This is a genomic window from Nocardioides asiaticus, from assembly GCF_040049175.1.
GTDB classification, from domain to species: domain Bacteria; phylum Actinomycetota; class Actinomycetes; order Propionibacteriales; family Nocardioidaceae; genus Nocardioides; species Nocardioides cheoyonin.
This window is the reverse complement of the sequence record NZ_JBDZDM010000005.1, coordinates 61851-78837: the sequence shown is the minus strand read 5'-3', so window position 1 is coordinate 78837 and position 16987 is coordinate 61851. Positions and strand designations below refer to the sequence as shown.

The window sequence follows — 16987 nt, the reverse complement described above, 5'->3', positions numbered from 1 at the left end:
TGGGTGGCGGGAGGAGGCATCCATGAGCGACCCTGCGACCGTCCCGCCCACCGGACTCGGTCAGGCTCCTCCCGGGACGTCGCTGACGGCGCGGGCGCCGGTGCCGACCACGATGGGCGCGTGGCAGACGGCGTACGACGGCCGGCTGACGCCGGTCGAGCTGCCGGTCCCGGTTCCGCGGCCGGGTGAGGTGCTGCTGCACGTCGAGGCCTGCGGCGTGTGCCGTACGGACCTGCACGTCATCGAGGGCGACCTGCCGCCGCACCGATCTCCCGTCGTGCCCGGTCACGAGATCGTCGGCGAGGTGGTTGCCGTCGGTGACGGCACGTCGACCACCGACGGCGTCCAGGTCGGCCGTCAGGTCGGCGTGCCGTGGCTCCGGTCGACCTGCGGGGTGTGCCGGTCGTGCCGCGCCGGGGCGGAGAACCTCTGCCCGTCGTCGCGCTACACCGGGTGGGACGAGGACGGCGGCTACGCGGAGTACGCCGTGGCGCCCGCGGCGTACACCTATCCGATCCCGGACACGCTCCACCCGGTCCAGGCGGCGCCGCTTCTGTGCGCCGGCATCATCGGCTACCGGGCGCTGAAGCGCGCGGCGCTGCCGCCCGCCGGCCGGCTCGGGATCTACGGATTCGGGGCGAGCGCCCACCTGACCGCCCAGATCGCGCTGGAGCAGGGCGCCGAGGTCCACGTGGTCACCCGCGACGAGGCGGCCCGCGAGCTGGCGCTGGAGCTCGGCGCCGCCTCGGCGGTCGGCGCCGACGGCGTACCCCCGGTGCCGCTGGACTCCGCCATCGTCTTCGCGCCGGCGGGCGAGGTCGTCTCGGCGGCACTGGCCGCTCTCGACCGCGGCGGCACCGTCTCGGTCGCCGGGATCCACGTCAGCGACCTGCCGGCGCTCGACTACGAGCACCAGCTGTTCTACGAGAAGACGCTCACCAGCGTCACGTCCAACACCCGCGCGGACGGCGCCGAGCTGATGGCGCTGGCCGGCCGGCTCGGCCTGCGGGCCACCGCGACGACGTACCCCTTCTCCCGGGCCGGCGACGCCCTCGTCGATCTCGCCGCCGACCGGGTCCGCGGCGTGGCCGTGCTGACGGACTCGGCGTTCACGGGGGTCGCCCCGGCGGGGTAGTCCGGGACGAAACGGCCCGTTACTCGCGAGTAGATCGCCAATTTCGTCCCGGACTACCCCGGCTGGTGCTCGTGATGCTCGTGGTCGTGCTCGCCGTGGTGGTCGTGGCCCTCGTCGGGCGAGCCGCCCATCATGGCGAGCATCTCGCGACCGCCGGTGCGGAAGAAGCGCACGAGGAGGAGGGCGGCGAGCGCGAGGAAGACGAGGTCGAGGTACGTCGTGTAGTTCCACCTGACGCCCTCGGCGGCGACCGACGCGTGGCCGTGCTCGGGGGCCAGGCCGAGGCCGCCGAAGAGCAGCTCGACGACGTAGCCGCCGAGAACCATCGTCACGTAGAAGCCGCCGAGCAGGACGAGGGTCATCCGGGTGCCGTAGTACTTCCGGTAGATCAGCAGGATCGGGATGATGATGAGGTCGGCGAAGATGAACGCGATGACGCCGCCGAAGCTGATCCCGCCGTTGTAGAGCACCGCCGCGAGCGGCACGTTGCCGATCGAGCACACGAAGCTCACGACGGCGATGACCGGGCCGAGGATCGGGCCCCAGATCCCGGCGAGCACCGGGTGGTCGGTGAGGAAGAGGCTCTGCCAGAAGGAGTCCGGCACCCACGCGCCGATCGCGCCGGCGATGAGTAGGCCGAGGAGGATGTCGCGGAGGACGGCGGCCCACTCCATCACGAAGATGTGGCTCACCGAGGTGAGCCCCGGCCCGCTGAGCAGACGCGTCCAGAACGAGCCCTCCTCGCGGATCGACATGTCCATCGCCGCGTGCCCCTCCATCGAGCCGGCGATCCCCTTCTCGGCCTGCTCGCGCGCGGCGTCGACCAGCCGGGCGCGGACGAAGAGCCGGAAGAACAGCGCCATCAGCACGATGATCACCGGCCCGCCCACGAACTCCGCGACCGTGAACTGCCAGCCCAGCAGCAGCGCCATGATGATGCCGAGCTCGATGACCAGGTTGGTGCTGGCGAGCTCGAAGACGATGGCGGCGGTGAAGCTCGCCCCCTTGCGGAACAGCGAGCGGGCGAGCGCCACGGCGGCGTACGAGCAGGAGGAGCTGGCGATCCCCAGCCCGGTCGCCTTGGCCAGCGTCGCGGGCCGGTCGTCGCCGAGGAGTCGCGAGATCGTCTCCCGGCGTACGACGGCCTGGACGACCGCCGAGAGGGCGAAGCCGAGGATCAGCGACCAGCCGATCTGCCACGCCATCGAGCCGGCCATGCCGAGCGCGTCGCCGAGCTGCTGCAGGATCCACATGCTGCCAAGATACCCCTATGGGGTATAAGCCATTCAGGGCAGCTCGCGGCCGCGCTTCCGTTCGAGCAGGTCGACCAGCAGCTCGTCGCGGTCCGCCCGGAGCCGGTCCTGATCCAGGCCCGAGACCTCCTTGCCGACACCGTCGACCAGCAGCGCGACGAGCTCCGGCGTCAGGTGCGGCGTGGCCGAGAGGTCGTCCATCCACGCCTCCGCGGGTGGCCCGAGGTGCTCAAGCACGTGCACGAGCCCGCCCGGACCGCCGCCGAGGTGCTGGTTGAGGATCGGCCCGGCCAGCGCCCAGCGCAGCCCCGGGCCGTTGGCGATCGCCCGGTCGATGTCGGCGACCGTGGCGGCGCCGCGCTGGACGAGGGCGTACGCCTCCCGCCAGAGCGCCACCTGCAGCCGGTTGGTCACATGCCCGGGCAGCTCCTGCCGGACCAGGATCGGCACCTTGCCGACCGACTCGTAGAATGCGACGGCGCGCTCGGCCGCCGCAGGGTCAGTACGCCGGCCGGGGACGACCTCGACGAGCGGGATCAGGTGGGCGGGGCTGAACGGGTGGCCCACCACGACCCGCTCCGGGTGCTCGCGGCACAGCTCCTGCAGGTCGGACGGCAGCAGCCCCGACGAGCTGCTCGCGATCACCGTCCCGGCCGGCGTGGCCGCGTCGAGCGCCGCGAAGAGCTCGCGCTTCACCTCGATACGCTCCGGCCCGCTCTCCTGCACGAACCCGGTGTCGGCGACCGCCTCCTCGGGCGACCGCGCGAACCCCAGTCGGTCCGGTGACGCGCCCTCGGCGAGGCCGAGGCGGGCGAGCACCGGCCACGCGGCGTCGACGTCGGCGCGCAGCCGGTCCTCGGCGCCGTCGGCCGGGTCCCAGGCGGACACGTCGAGCCCGCGGGCGAGGAAGAGCGCGGTCCAGCCGGCGCCGATGACCCCGGTGCCGACGACCGCGACCCGCTGCGTCCCCACGGGCTCCGCGTCGGACGTCACGCGCGGGCCCCGAGACTGCGGGCGAACTCGACGTACGCGTCGAGCGCGGAGGCATCCACGAGCGCTCCGGGCGAGGCGACGGCGACCGGGTCGGCGCCGCGGAGGATCCTCTTGACAGGCACCTCGAGCTTCTTGCCGGTCCGGCCGTACGGCACGGCGGGCACCTCGACGATCCGGTCCGGGACGTGCCGCGGGGAGAGCGCCGACCGGATCGTGGTGGCGAGTCGTCCGCGCAGCCCGTCGTCGACGCGTACGCCGGCGGCGGGCACGACGAAGAGGATCAGCTCGCCGAGCCCGCCCTCGGGGTCCTCGAGGTGGACCACGACGCTGTCGGTGACCTCGGGGACGTCCTGGAGCACCCGGTAGTACTCGGCGGTCCCGATTCGCACGCCGCCGCGGTTGAGCGTCGCGTCCGAGCGGCCGGTGACGATGCACGTCCCCTGCTCCGAGAACCGCACCCAGTCCCCGAAGCGGAACACGTGCGGCCACGGCTCGAAGTAGGCAGCCCGGTAGCGACGCCCGTCGTCGTCCCCCCAGAAGCAGACCGGCATCGACGGCATCGGGGTGGTGATCACGAGCTCGCCCAGCCTCCCGACCACCGGCTCGCCGTGCTCGTCGTACGCCTTCACGTCGACGCCCAGCGCCGGCCCGGACATCTCACCCGCCCAGACCGGCTGCAGGGGTGACCCATGGACGATCCCGGTGCACACGTCGGTGCCCCCGGTGCCGAGGTTGATGAGCACCCGGTCGCCGAACTGCTCGTACAGCCAGCGCGACCCCTCCGGCGGCAGCGGGCTGCCGGCGATCCCGATCTGCCGCAGGGCCGACAGGTCGAACTCCTCGGCGGGACGGATGCCGGCCTTCCGGCAGGCCATGAGGTACGCCGGGTTGGCGCCCAGCTTGGCGGCTCCCGACTCGGCGGCCAGCCGCCACTGCTCGCGCAGGTCGGGGTAGAGCGGGTTGCCGTCGGTGAGCACGATCGAGCCGCCGTGGAGCAGCCCGCCGACGAGCGCGGTCCACAGCATCCAGGCGGTGGTGCTGAACCACAGCAGCCGCCGCCCGGGGCCGAGGTCCCAGTGGAAGACCTGGCACTTCAGCTGCTCCATCAGCAGCCCGCCGTGGCCGTGGACGATCGCCTTCGGCAGCCCGGTCGTCCCCGACGAGAACAGCACGGTGAGCGGGTGGTCGAACGGCACCGGCTCGAAGTCGAGCGGCTCGTCGGTGTCGGCGACGAGGTCCGCCCACGGCACCGGCTCGAGCCCGGCGTCCCGCCCGAGCTCGTCGTAGGCCCCGTAGGGCACGGCGACCAGGTGCTCCACCGTCGGCAGCCCGGCCAGCACCTCGGCGACGTCGGCGCGCTTGTCGACCGCCTTCTCGCCGTAGGTGTAGCCGGGCACGGCGAGCAGCACCTTCGGCTCGATCTGAGCGAACCTGTCGACGACGCTGCGCGGTCCGAACTCCGGCGCGCACGCCGACCACACAGCCCCGAGGCTGGCGGTGGCGAGGTAGGCGGCGACGGTCTCCGGGATGTTGGGGAGGTACGCCGCGACGCGGTCGCCGCGGGTCACGCCGAGCCGGCGCAGGCCCGCGCGGATCCGCCGGACCTGCTCCCGGAGCTCGGCGTTGGTCAGCTCGACGGCGGCGCGGGACTGCGAGTGAGCCACCACGGCCACCTCGTCGTCGGGCCGGCCGAAGGCGTGCTCGGCGTAGTTGATCGTGGCACCCTCGAACCAGCGGGCACCGAGCATCTGCCGGCTGCTGAGCACGCGGGTGTACGGCGAGTGCGCCTTGATCACGAAGTAGTCCCACAGCGAGCCCCAGAACTCCTCCAGCTCCTCGACCGACCAGCGGTGGAGCTCGTCCCAGGTCTTCAGGTCGACGCCGCGGTGCTCGCGGAGCCAGTCGAGGTAGGGCCAGACGTTCGCGGCGTCGTACAGCTCCCTCGAGGGCTCGTAGAGCAGCTCCGGCTGGTCGGGCACGCCGATGCTCATCGGTCCCTCCTCACCTTCTCGGCGCGGCCCTCCAGGAAGGCGGCGAGCCGCTCCTTCGCCTCCGGGCTGCTCTGCGCGACGGCGGCCATCAGCGACTCCAGCAGGAGCCCGGTCTCGGGGTCGGCCTCGGCGATCCGCGGCAGCGCCTGGATGACGGCGTAGTTGGAGACCGGGGAGTTCTCCGCGATCCGCTCGGCGAGCGCGATCGCGTGGTCGACGCCCTCGCCGTCGTCGACCAGGTAGTGCGCCAGTCCGAGCGCCGTGCCCTCGTCCGCGTCGAGCACCCGGCCGGTGAGCATCAGGTCGGCCATCCGGTGCGCCCCGATGAGCCGGGACACCCGGACCGAGGCGCCGCCGCCGACGAAGATCCCGCGCTGTCCCTCGGGCAGGGCGAAGAACGTCGACCGCTCGGCGACCCTGATGTGGGTGCTCGCGGCGAGCTCGAGCCCGGCCCCGACGACGGCGCCCTTGAGCGCGGAGACGACCGGGAGGGTGCCGTACTCCATCGTCGTGAAGACCCGGTGCCAGCCGCGGGAGTGGTGCAGCCCGCCGACGGCGTCGCGCTCGGTCAGCTCGCTCAGATCGAGGCCGGCGGAGAAGTGCTCGCCGTTGGCTGCGATCACGGCCGCGCGCGCCCAGTCGGGCGGCTGCTCGAAGAACCGTCCCAGCGCGGAGACGGTCGGGCCGTCGAGGGCGTTCCGCTTCGCGACGCGGTCGAGGGTGAGGACGGCGATCCGCCCCTCCCGCCCCAGCGTCAGCGATTCGGGAAAGGAGTAGTCGCACTGCTCGGTCACGCCTCCGATCGCACCAGTCGGCGCGAAGCCGGATCGAGGTGCTTGCCGGCAGGCGGAAGTCGACTTCCGGCAGGCGGTACGCCGACCTCAGCCCCGGACGGGGTCCTCGACCGGGCGCCGACGACGGCGTACGACGAGATTGAGCGCGAGGACGGCCACCAGGGCGGCAACCCCGACCCCCACGGTGATCCAGGTGCCGAGGTGCTTGGTGGCCGGCTCGTAGACCAGCGTCCCGACGATCCGGCCCTGCTTCGCTCCCGCGACGGTCGGGATCCGCCAGCGGGTGATCAGGTGCCGGTGGTCGGGGTCCTCGGCGACCGACGGCGGGTCGGTGTTGCCCATCCAGTGGATCCGGTGGTCGTGCCAGGTGGCGACGTCGCCGTCGTCGAGCTTCTTCCACTGGGGCGGACGGCGCGCGTCGGCGGAGTCGGGGATGTTGCCGATCGTCTGCTCCTTGTTCAGGTAGACGGCCGGCGACCGCTCGTTCTCCCACACGCCGTGTGCCGTGATCTTCAGGTACGGCTCACCCTGGTAGCCGTCCACGACCAGCGCTGTCCCGGACTGGTTGCGCACGGTGATCGACTCGCCGTTGCGGGCGGCGGTCGCCGAGATCCCGGCGACCGCCGGGGTCACGCTCGTGACGGTGGTGACATAGGTCGAGAACGCGCCGGCGTACGCCACGGCGGGCAGCCCCAGCACGAGGGCAGCAGCGATCAGGACGGCGCAGCCGGCGGAGCGGCATCGAGGCAACAGGACTCCTGGAGACGGTGGGTGTCGGCACAGACCAGGTCGGCCCGAAGGCCGACCCGGTTCCCGGCCGGTCCGCGCGAGCGCCTAGAGTCGCCCGCCGTGGACGAGTGGACCAGGCTGGCGCTGGCGGCTCGCGACAGCGGGTCCGAGGATGACCTCGCCGCGCTGGTCCGCGCGACGCAGGGCGACGTGTGGCGGCTCTGTGCGCACCTCGGCGACCTGGACCGCGCCGACGACCTCGCCCAGGAGGTCTACGCCCGGGCGCTGCGCTCGCTGCGGCGCTACCGCGGCGACGCCCCGGCACGGGCCTGGCTCTTCACGATCGTGCGGCGGGTCGTCGCCGACGACATCGCCGAGCGCCAGCGGCGGCGGCGCGAGCCGGCCGTCGACGTCGGGAGCGCGCCCGACCACCAGGCCGCCGTGGTGCTCGAGCAGCTCCTCGACGCGCTCGAGCCCGACCGCCGTACCGCCTTCGTCCTCACCCAGCTGCTGGGCTGGTCGTACGCCGAGGCCGCGGCAGCCTGCGACTGCCCCGTCGGCACGATCCGGTCCCGGGTGGCCAGGGCGCGCGAGACCCTCGCCGGTCTCGTGGCCGACGACGGCCCGCGACGCGCGGGCTCCGCTTAGGGACACCCGCGCCTAGGCGCGCCGTCGGAACGAGTTGGCCAGCGCGCCGCCGCCGAGGACGACCGCGACGATCGAGAGGATCCACGGACCCTTCGAGCTGCCGCCGTCCTCGTCGCTGTCGCTGTGGGAGGCGGCCGGTGCGGCGCCCGACGACGCGACTGTGTCGTCGGCGGCCGGGGTCACGGTCAGGACCGGGGCCGGGTGCTCGGGCTCCGGCTGCCCCTTCTTCGGGACCTCGATCCACCGTACGACGGAGCCGTCGGAGTAGGTCTGCAGCGCCTTGAAGACCAGCGTGCCCCTGTCCGGGAGCGGGCCGACGGAGACGTCGAACTCGTCGAACTCCCCGGGCTTGATCGCGTCGCTCCTCGCGTCCGGCGTCCAGGTGATCCGCGAGACCACGTCGTGGCTCTTCGCCACGGTCGCCGTCCAGCCCGGGTGCGGCTTGACCGACACCGACTCCAGGCCGGAGCCGGCCGGGAAGTACACCTGCAGCTTCGTCGTCGAGGCGGTGTCCGACTCGGTCGGGACGCGGAAGGTCAGCTTCGCGTAGCCGCCACCCTCGACCTCGTCGGGGTTCACCGTCACGTGGGCGGACGCAGCGCCGGCGAGCCCGAGCACGGCGGTGGCGGCGGCCGCTGCGGCGATCGCGACGACGCGCGGGCGGGGTAGGGCGTCTCTCATCGTCTTCACGTCCCACAGGTCCGGCGCGGAGGCCGTCGGGTTCCGCCGGGAACCAGACGACTTCTCCGAGCGACTGGTGGACCGTGAAGTGTTCTGAGGTTCGGGAGGCGCTGTCCTCCTGGTACGACGGCGAGCGGTCGGCGGCCCCGCCGCCCGCGGTGACGGCACACGTCGCCGGCTGCGCCGAGTGCGCCGACTTCGAGAAGGCGCTGGGCCGGGTCGACGCGCTGGTGGAGCGCGCACGCGCCGCCACCGGTCCCGCCCCGGACCTGGCGGCCCGCGTCGTACGCCGGCCCCGGGCCGCGCCGACGGACCGACTGCTGCAGTGGGCGGTCGGGCTGTCCGGGCTGGGCGAGCTCGCCACGACGGCGTACGACCTCCTCGGCGGGAGCGAGCACCACGGCCACGAGGCCCACGCGTCCAACGAGGCGGTGGCGCTGACCGTCGGCCTCTGCGTCGCGCTGCTCTGCGCGGCCGTCCGGCCACGGCTGGCGCGGCCCTACCTGCCGGTGCTGGGCGTCGCCTCGGTCCTCATGGTCGCCGCCTCGGTCCACGACGTGCACGGCGGGGAGGTCTCGCTCCACCACGAGCTGCAGCACACCGGCCTGGTCGTCGGCTTCCTGCTGCTCTGCCTGATGGGAGCGCGCCGCCCCGGCGGGCCGTCCCTGCAGGGGCTGTTCCGGCGGCGGCCGCCACGGCCCGGTCGGCCGCCCCTGCAGGTGGTCGGTCGGGCGCTCGCACCCGCCGCGCTGGCGTGGCGCCTGCGCTGGGTCCGGGTCGGCACCGGGACTCTGCTCTCCGCCGCCCTGGTCCTGGTCAGCGGCCCGGCCGAGGCGCATGCGGTGCTCGAGCAGAGCAGCCCCGGTCCGAGCGCCGTGCTCCGGAAGGCTCCGGCCACGGTGGTCCTCCGCTTCGACGAGCCGGTCACCCTGCTGCCGACCTCGCTACAGGTCATCGCCCCCGACGGAACCCGGGTCGGCGACGGTGCCGTCGGCCATCACGCCGACGACCCCGCGACCGCGTCCGTGGGTCTCTCGGGTGCGACCGCGCAGGGGACGTACCTCGTCTCCTGGCGGGTCGTCTCCGCCGACTCCCACCCCGTCTCGGGCGCCTTCACGTTCTCCGTCGGCAGGGCCGGGCCCGCGCCCGCGGCGGCGAGCACGGGAAGCGACCGGGGCGTCGGCGTCGCCCTCGGAGTCGGCCGATGGATCGGGTACGCCGGCTCCGCGCTGCTCGTCGGCGGGCTGATGTTCCTCGTCGCCTGCCGGCCGGGCGCCGTGCCGCGCCGCGCACTCCTGCTCGGTGCCGCCGCGGTGGCCGTCGGCGGTCTCGTCTGCCTGCTGCTCAAGGGTCCGTACGACGCCGGCCTCGGCGCGACGCACCTGACCGACGGCAGCCTGCTGCGCGAGGTCCTCGGCACGACGTACGGCGGCGCGACCCTCGCCCGGATCGTGCTGGCGGTCCTCGGGGCGGCGCTGGTGGTCGGCTGGACCCGGCTTACCGCACGCACGCGGGCCGTGGCGACGGCGGTGCTGGCCGTCGCGCTGGCGGTCTGTCTCGCGCTGGCCGGCCACGCCGCGGCCGCGTCCCCGCGCTGGCTGGCGGTGGCGGCGGACGCGGTGCACGTGGCCGCGATGAGCGCGTGGCTCGGCGGGCTGGTGATGCTGCTCCTCGTCGTGCTACGGCGCCCGCGGCGGCCGGGGCCGGGCGCGGCGGGCCCGCTGGCCGACCCGGGGTCGATGGCGGTCGCCCGGAGGTTCTCCCGGCTCGCGCTGGGAGCGGTCGCGGCGTTGGTCGTGACGGGCGGCTACCAGGCGTGGCGCGAGACCCGCTCGTGGGGCGCCCTCCGGCACACGACGTACGGCCAGGAGCTCATCGTCAAGCTCATCGCCGTGCTCTTCCTGCTCGCCGTGGCTGCGGGCTCACGTGAGCTCGTCTGGCGCCATGCCGACCTCGCGGGTCTGCGGCGCACCGTCGGCCTGGAGGCGGCCGGGGTCGCCGCGGTGCTCGGCGTCACCAGCGCCCTGGTCGCGACGGCGCCGGCCCAGGCGGCGTACCACCCCAGCGTCGACAGCAACCTCACCATCCTCGGCGACACGGTCCAGGTGTCGGGCGTCCCGGACGGCGACCGCTCGATGGAGCTCCACGTCTACGTCTTCGGGAGGACGCAGCGGCCGACCGAGCCGAAGGAGGTCACTGCGACGGTCTCGAAGGGCGACCTCGGCCCGCTCCGCGTCAACCTCGCGAAGGCGGGCACCGGCCACCGGCAGGGCGTCGTCAGCGTGCCGGTCGCCGGCGACTGGACCCTCACCGTCACGCTCCGCACCACCGCCGTCGACCAGGACTCCGGCACCGTCACGCTCCCGATCCGCTGAGCCCGGATCGATGGGCGGCTAGATTCCTGGCATGACGGCGTGGACGTTCACCGGCGTGGTGCTGGACGGCGCGTCCGACGCCGACGACCACCTGGTCATCGGCGAGGGCACCTCGGAACCGCTGCCTGGCCGGTTCGCGCTCTCCGGCCTGGTGGACGCGCACTCTCACCCCAGCGTTCGGGAGGACCATACGCTCGGCGACCGCGCCGAGGCCGAGGCGAGGCTGCGGGAGTACGCCGCGCTGGGCGTCACCGTCGTCCGCGACCTCGGCGGCAACAGGGCCGTCACCCTCGACCTCGGGCGTACGCCGGCCGACGGCATCCCGCTCGTCGTCGCGGCGGGGCGCTTCCTCTCCTCGCCGGGCCGCTACTTCCCGGGCATGTACACGCCCACGCCCGCCGAGGAGCTGCTCGCGGCGATCGAGGCCGAGATCGCCGCCGGCGCCACCTGGGTGAAGATCATCGGCGACTTCCCCGCGTGGGGGCCGGACGGACCCGTGCGCGGCACCGCCGCCTGGACGTACGACGAGGAGACGCTGCGCCGGGCCGTCGAGGCCGCCCACGCGGCCGGTGCGAGGGTCGCTGTCCACAGCAACCTCGACGCCGCAGGGCTGATCGCGATGGGCGTCGACTCCGTCGAGCACGGCACCGGCCTCGAGCGCGACGACACCGCCGCGCTCGGCGCACGCCGGGGCGCGTGGACGCCGACGCTGTCGGCCGTGACGAGCGGGCTCGCGTCGGACGACCCTGGCCGTCGGAAGAGAAGCATGGAGCTCTCCGAGCGGATGGCCGACCTCCTCGCGCCCGCGCTCGCCGGCGGCGTACGCGTCCTCGCCGGCACGGACGTCGAGGGCACGATCGCCACCGAGATCGACCTGCTGGTCAGGCACGGCCTCACCGTGGAGCAGGCGCTCGACGCCGCCGGCCCGGCCGCCCGCGACTTCCTCGGCGTCCACCCCGAGGGCGACCTGGTGACCTACGACGCCGATCCGCGGCAGGACCCGTCGGTCCTCGCGCACCCGGCCGCCGTCGTCGTCCGCGGCGTCCGGGTGCGCTGACGGCCTACTTCGCGGGCACGATCCGGCCGCGCGCCTCGCCGAAGCCGATCCGGGAGCCGTCGGCACCCGGGGCGGTGGCGAGCAGGGCGACCTCGTCGCCGTCCTCGAGGAAGGTCCGCTGCGCACCGGCGACGGTGATCGGCTCCGCGCCGCCCCAGGTGAGCTCGATGAACGCGCCGCGCTGGTCCTTCTCCGTGCCCGAGATCGTGCCCGACGCGAACAGGTCGCCGGTGCGCGACGGCGCCCCGTTGACGGTCATGTGCGCGAGCATCTGCGCGGGCGACCAGTAGATCTCGGCGTACGGCGGCCGGCTGACCACCTCGCCGTTCCACTCCACCTCGAGGTCGATGTCGAGGCCCCAGGGCTGCTGCATCCGCAGGTACGGCAGCGGCTCGGGGTCCTGCACGGGCGTCGGCACCTTGGCCGCCTGCAGCGCGAGCAGCGGCACCACCCACGGCGAGACGGTCGAGGCGAACGACTTGCCGAGGTTGGGGCCGAGCGGGACGTACTCCCACGCCTGGATGTCGCGCGCCGACCAGTCGTTGAAGAGCACGGCGCCGAAGATGTGCCTCTCGGCCTCGTCGACGGGGATGGAGGTCCCCATCGCACTGCCCGTGCCGAGCACGAAGCCGAGCTCGGCCTCGATGTCGAGCCGGATGCTCGGGCCGAAGACCGGCTCCGGGCGGCCATCGGTGGTCGGGCTCGTCGAGACCCGCTGGCCGTTCGGGCGGACGATGTCCGTGCCCGAGACGACGACCGAGGCCGCCCGGCCGTGGTAGCCGACGGGAAGGTGCTTCCAGTTCGGCATCAGCGGGTCAGGGTTGTCGGGCCGGAACAGCCGGCCGAGGTTCGAGGCGTGGTGCTCAGAGCAGTAGAAGTCGACGTAGTCGGCCACCTCGAACGGCAGGTGCAGCGTCACCTCGCCGAGGGCGTGGACGGCGTCGTCGGGCACCTCGCCGGCGACCGCCTCCTGCAGCCGCGCCCGTACCTCCACCCACCGGCCGTAGCCCTGCGCCATGAACGCGTTGAGCGTCGGCCCGGCGAGCACCGCGTCCTCACCATAGGTGCCGAGCAGCAGACCCAGATCGACGACCGAGTCGCCGACCCGGGTCGCGATCCGCGGCGTGGAGCCGGCGACCGAGTAGACGCCGTACGGGAGGTTGGCGGGGCCGAAGAGGGAGCCCTCCGGGACGGTCAGTCGGGTCACGCGGGCACTCCAGTCTGGTAGCTGCCGGGGAGCAGGCCGAGGCCGACGAGCTCGTCGACCGGCTCGACGACCGAGCAGGTGCCGAACGAGCGGAACGTCTCGCGCACCTCCGGCCCGAGGCGGCGTACGCCAGCGACGACCCGCTCCGGGTCGCGCTCGGCCAGGAGGCCGACGAGCTCGTCGACGCCCGCGCCGTCGGCCGCGGCCCCGGCCGCGCTCATCAGGTTGAGGAAGCCGTGCTGCTCGAAGCCCGTCTCCGGGTCGGTGTTGCGCAGGGCGTGGTGGAGCCCGGCGGTGGCCTTGAAGGGCACCCCGGCGCGCACGAGCGTGAGCACCGACTCGGCCAGCTCCTTCTCGTCCGGGTAGAGCTCGGCGCGTACGCCGCCGGTGCGCAGCTTGGCCGCGAACGGCGAGCCGCTCAGCTCCGCGACCAGTGCGTCGCGGCGCTCGTCGCGGGGGATCTCGACGTAGACCGGCACGCCCACGCCCGCCGCCTCGACCTCCGGCACCACGGCATCGGCCGGCATCCCCTCAGGGACCGAGACCTCGAGCCCCACCAGGCGTACGGCGGGGATCGCGGCGACCGTGGTGAGCGCGACCGCGAGTCCCGGCACCGGCACGGTGAGCGAGAGCGGCAGCGAGCCCTCGGCCAGCCCGGCGACGACCTCGGCGAGCGCGCCGAGGTCCTTCGCCGCCAGCACGAAGGCACCGACCACGTCGGCGTACGCCGCCTGCCCGTGGCGGCCGTGCGCCGGCACCGCCTCGGGAAGCGGCAGGTTGCCCGGCGGGAAGACGGCGGCGTCGTCGCAGAGGCCGGAGAACAGTCCGGTGGGGAGCCCGGCAGACGCCGTGGTCGGGTCGCTCACCTCCCCTCACCCCGCGCCCAGGAGTAGGCGTAGATGCCGTCGTCGGAGGCGCGGGCCGCCTCGCCGAGGTCGAGCGGGCGGAAGGTGTCGACCATGACGGCGAGCTCGTCGAAGAACTCCGCACCGATCGAGCGCTCGTACGCCCCCGGCTGCGGGCCGTGGGTGTGGCCGCCCGGGTGCAGCGAGATCGAGCCCTGCCCGATCCCGGAGCCCTTGCGCGCCTCGTAGTCGCCGCCGCAGTAGAACATCACCTCGTCGGAGTCGACGTTGGAGTGGTAGTACGGCACCGGGATCGCGTCGGGGTGGTAGTCCACCTTCCGCGGCACGAAGTTGCAGATCACGAAGTTGAAGCCCTCGAAGACCTGGTGCACCGGCGGCGGCTGGTGGACCTTGCCGGTGAGCGGCATGAAGTCGCGGACGTTGAACGCGTACGGGTAGAGGCAGCCGTCCCAGCCGATCACGTCGAACGGGTGGTGCGGCAGCGTGTGGACGGTGCCGACGACGCCCGCCCCGTTGTCGGCACGGCCGCGGTGCTTGATGTAGACCTCGACGTTCTCCTCCTCCACGATCCGGGGATCGGTGGGTACCCGCAGGTCGCGCTCGCAGTAAGGCGCGTGCTCGAGCAGCTGGCCGTGCTTGGACAGGTACTGCCGCGCGGGCCCGATGTGGCTGTTGCCCTCGATCGCGTAGATCCGGACCTTCCCCTTCGGCACAACGCGGTACGTCGTCGCGCGCGGCACGATCACGTAGTCGCCCTCGCCCGCGGCGATGTCGCCGAAGACGGTCTCGACGTCGGCCTCGCCCTCCTCGAGGTAGAGGCACTCGTCGCCGATGGCGTTGCGGTAGTAGGGGCTGACCGAGTCGGCGACGACGTACGCGATCCGGACGTCGCCGTTGCCGAGCAGCAGCCGCCGGCCGGTGACGGCGTCGACGCCGGTGGCGTCCTCCTCGAACAACTTGTGCGTCGAGAGGTGGCGCGGCGTCATCGGGTAGTTCGGCTGGAGGGTCTGGTCGGGCATCTCCCAGGCGCGGTACTCGACCATCGCCGAGGGGATGTTGACGTGGTAGAGCAGCGAGGAGTCCGACGAGAAGCCCTCCTCGCCCATCAGCTCCTCGAAGTAGAGCGTCCCGTCCGGGGCGCGGTGCTGGGTGTGCCGCTTCGGCGGGATGCTGCCGACGGCGCGGTAGTACGGCATCTGTTCTCTCCTTGTCAGCCGATCTCAGGGCGGACGCCTGGGCCGATCTCGGCCAGGATCTGTCGCAGTCGCCGGGGTCCGGCCTCGGCCCCGAGGACCAGGGCGAGCCGGGCGAGCAGGCCCTTCGGGTCCTCGGTCCCGTCGAGGGCCTCGGACAGCGCGAGCCAGACCTGCTCGCGCGCCTCCTGCTCGGGGGTCAGCGTCACCGGGTCCGCGGCCGTCGAGCCCGTCGAGACGCCGCCGGTCCGCACGCGCACGGCGAGCTCACCGACCGTGCGCGCGAGGTCGGTGGCGCGGCCGCGGGCGAGCACGAGCCCGTCGGGGCGTACGACGACGACCTCGCCCGGGGCGGCCTGCCAAGCGGCGGCGGACCCGCCGTCGGCGCCCGCCTCGAGCACGATCGTCGAGACCTGCTCGTGCGGCAACGCGTCGGCGAGGCCGCCGCGGACGACACCGACGGCGGCGGCGTCCTCGGGCGCGAGCGGCCCGACGGCGTACACGCCGAAGCCGGTGCCGCGCAGCTCGTGGAGGCTGGTCTGCTTGCCGTCGACCGCCAGCCGGCGGTCCTCGAGCGGGTCGCCCGGCCGGACGGTGGTTGAGGAGGTTCCGCTAGGAACCGTCCCCACGGTGGTTGAGGAGGTTCCGCTAGGAACCGTCCCCACGGTGGTTGAGGAGGTTCCGCTAGGAACCGTCTCGAAACCACCCCCCACGCTGAGCGTCGACCGGCGGGCGTGGGTCGCGCTGCTCTGCCGCGGGTCGATGAGGTGGCTGAACTCCGGCTTCACCGCGGCCAGCTCCAGCAGCGCGTCGCGGGTCGTGCGGTAGCCGTCGGTGCCGGGCGTCATGACGAGCGTCGACTTCCCGGCGGCGGCGATGTTCTGCTCCCAGGCGTCGTGGCGCTCCCGGGCGTAGGCCTGGAGTAGGCTCTCCTCGGCGTCGCCGTGGGCCACGGCCGCGAGCATCCAGGCCAGTGTGTCGGCGTCCTCGAGACCGGAGTTGAGGCCGCGTACGCCGAAGATCGGGACCAGGTGGGCGGCGTCGCCGGCGAAGGCGACCCGACCGTGACCGGAGGCGGGCACGAAGTCCGGCAGCGCCAGCGCGAGCGCCTTGTAGAAGCCCTGCCACTCCAGCGTCCACGGGCCGGCCGTGATGGTGCCGTTGTCCTCCAGCCAGGCGAGGTGCTTGGCGATGCGGGCCCGGATCGCCTCCTCGGTGGTCTCGGACTCGACGTCCTCCTCCGGGGAGAGCTGGTAGTCGATGCGCCAGATGTCGTCCGGCTGCTGGTGCATGATGACCGTCGATCCGGGGTTGCTCGGCGGGTCGAACCACACCATCCGCTCGGTCGGCAGGCCCGACTCCCAGTGGATGTCCGCGATGACGTAGCGGCCCTCGTACGCCGTGCCCTCGAGCCGCAGCCCCATCAGCTCGCGGGTCCGCGACCGCCCGCCGTCGGCCGCGACGACCCGGTCGGCGCGCAGCGTCCGCTTGCCGTCGACAGTGCCGACGGTCAGGGTGACCCCAGCGTCGTCGGCCGTCAGGCCGGTGAGCTCGACGCCCCACGCGACGGTGACGAGCGGGCTCGCCGCGACGGCGTCGAGGACGATCTCCTCGTACTCCGACTGGGAGATGTTGACCATCGGCGGCCGCAGGCAGTGCGCCTCGTTCGGCATCCGGAAGCGGAGGACCTCCTGGTCGCGGTAGAAGCTGCGGCCGCCCTCCCAGGCGAGCGCCCGCTGTGCGAGCGCCTCGCCGAAGCCGAGCCGGTCGGCGACCTCCTGGCTGTGGCGGGAGATGCAGATGGCGCGGGAGCCGTACGAGACGGAGGTGGCCGCCTCGATCACGGTGACCTCGATGCCGCGCTTGGCCAGACCGAGCGCGGTCGCCATCCCGATGGGCCCGGCGCCGACGACCACCACGGGCAGCGACGTCCCGTCGGGGGTGGAGTCGAGCGGGGTCGGCTCGTGCCGGCGCGGCTGGTAGTAGGTGCTCATCGGAGGCCTTTCGTGGGAGTGACCGCAGTCACGCGACGCCCTCTTAGAGTGGCCGCTGTCACAACCTCTTG

14 protein-coding genes are annotated in these 16987 nt (G+C 73.5%); 4 read left to right on the top strand and 10 right to left on the bottom strand.

Going from position 1 to position 16987, the window contains the following annotated elements; all coding sequences use genetic code 11:
• The first annotated feature begins 22 nt into the window (after positions 1 to 22).
• Positions 23 to 1135: a zinc-dependent alcohol dehydrogenase family protein gene (locus tag ABLE53_RS17940; protein ID WP_348860471.1), complete on the top strand. Its 1113-nt coding sequence runs from the start codon at positions 23 to 25 to the stop codon at positions 1133 to 1135.
• Positions 1136 to 1188: 53 nt separating this feature from the next.
• On the opposite strand, the gene ABLE53_RS17935 is transcribed toward ABLE53_RS17940, so the two are convergent.
• The 5 genes from ABLE53_RS17935 to ABLE53_RS17915 form a co-directional block, all read right to left on the bottom strand.
• Positions 1189 to 2388, bottom strand: a complete 1200-nt coding sequence (locus ABLE53_RS17935) for a permease (RefSeq protein ID WP_348860470.1) — start codon at positions 2386 to 2388, stop codon at positions 1189 to 1191.
• Between the two features lie 33 nt (positions 2389 to 2421).
• A complete protein-coding gene (locus ABLE53_RS17930; RefSeq protein WP_348860469.1) occupies positions 2422 to 3381 on the bottom strand; it encodes a 3-hydroxyacyl-CoA dehydrogenase NAD-binding domain-containing protein in 960 nt (319 codons plus the stop codon).
• The gene (locus tag ABLE53_RS17925) at positions 3378 to 5372 is read right to left on the bottom strand and encodes an acetoacetate--CoA ligase (RefSeq protein WP_348860468.1); all 1995 of its coding nucleotides are present in this window, start codon (positions 5370 to 5372) and stop codon (positions 3378 to 3380) included. Before ABLE53_RS17925 ends, ABLE53_RS17930 begins: the two co-directional genes overlap by 4 nt.
• Positions 5369 to 6166, bottom strand: coding sequence for a crotonase/enoyl-CoA hydratase family protein (locus ABLE53_RS17920; RefSeq protein WP_348860467.1), 798 nt, complete (start codon positions 6164 to 6166; stop codon positions 5369 to 5371). The genes ABLE53_RS17925 and ABLE53_RS17920 overlap by 4 nt, the downstream gene beginning before the upstream one ends.
• 87 nt (positions 6167 to 6253) lie before the next feature.
• Complete coding sequence (locus ABLE53_RS17915) at positions 6254 to 6916, bottom strand: hypothetical protein (protein ID WP_348860466.1); 663 nt, start codon at positions 6914 to 6916, stop codon at positions 6254 to 6256.
• Between the two features lie 99 nt (positions 6917 to 7015).
• Between ABLE53_RS17915 and ABLE53_RS17910 the strand changes: the two genes are divergently transcribed.
• The gene (locus tag ABLE53_RS17910; protein WP_348860465.1) at positions 7016 to 7543 is read left to right on the top strand and encodes a sigma-70 family RNA polymerase sigma factor; all 528 of its coding nucleotides are present in this window, start codon (positions 7016 to 7018) and stop codon (positions 7541 to 7543) included.
• 12 nt (positions 7544 to 7555) lie between these two features.
• Here ABLE53_RS17910 and ABLE53_RS17905 read toward each other — a convergent pair whose 3' ends face one another.
• Positions 7556 to 8224 (bottom strand): YcnI family copper-binding membrane protein, encoded by a 669-nt coding sequence (locus tag ABLE53_RS17905; RefSeq protein ID WP_348860464.1) that lies wholly within the window; start codon positions 8222 to 8224, stop codon positions 7556 to 7558.
• Between the two features lie 83 nt (positions 8225 to 8307).
• Between ABLE53_RS17905 and ABLE53_RS17900 the strand changes: the two genes are divergently transcribed.
• Together ABLE53_RS17900 and ABLE53_RS17895 are read left to right on the top strand one after the other, a co-directional pair.
• Entirely contained in the window at positions 8308 to 10599 is a 2292-nt protein-coding gene (locus ABLE53_RS17900) for a copper resistance protein CopC (protein WP_348860463.1), read from the top strand.
• Positions 10600 to 10630: 31 nt separating this feature from the next.
• Positions 10631 to 11656, top strand: coding sequence for an amidohydrolase family protein (locus ABLE53_RS17895; RefSeq protein ID WP_348860462.1), 1026 nt, complete (start codon positions 10631 to 10633; stop codon positions 11654 to 11656).
• A gap of 4 nt (positions 11657 to 11660) precedes the next feature.
• Here the strand turns inward: ABLE53_RS17895 and fahA are convergent, their stop codons facing one another.
• The 4 genes from fahA to ABLE53_RS17875 are packed head-to-tail and all read right to left on the bottom strand — an operon-like array spanning position 11661 to position 16916.
• Complete coding sequence (gene fahA, locus ABLE53_RS17890; RefSeq protein WP_348860461.1) at positions 11661 to 12863, bottom strand: fumarylacetoacetase; 1203 nt, start codon at positions 12861 to 12863, stop codon at positions 11661 to 11663.
• Positions 12860 to 13729 (bottom strand): hypothetical protein, encoded by an 870-nt coding sequence (locus tag ABLE53_RS17885; RefSeq protein ID WP_348860460.1) that lies wholly within the window; start codon positions 13727 to 13729, stop codon positions 12860 to 12862. The genes fahA and ABLE53_RS17885 overlap by 4 nt, the downstream gene beginning before the upstream one ends.
• A complete protein-coding gene (locus ABLE53_RS17880; RefSeq protein WP_348860459.1) occupies positions 13726 to 14925 on the bottom strand; it encodes a homogentisate 1,2-dioxygenase in 1200 nt (399 codons plus the stop codon). The genes ABLE53_RS17885 and ABLE53_RS17880 overlap by 4 nt, the downstream gene beginning before the upstream one ends.
• Positions 14926 to 14939: 14 nt before the next feature.
• Positions 14940 to 16916 (bottom strand): FAD-dependent oxidoreductase, encoded by a 1977-nt coding sequence (locus ABLE53_RS17875; RefSeq protein WP_348860458.1) that lies wholly within the window; start codon positions 16914 to 16916, stop codon positions 14940 to 14942.
• Positions 16917 to 16987 lie beyond the last annotated feature (71 nt).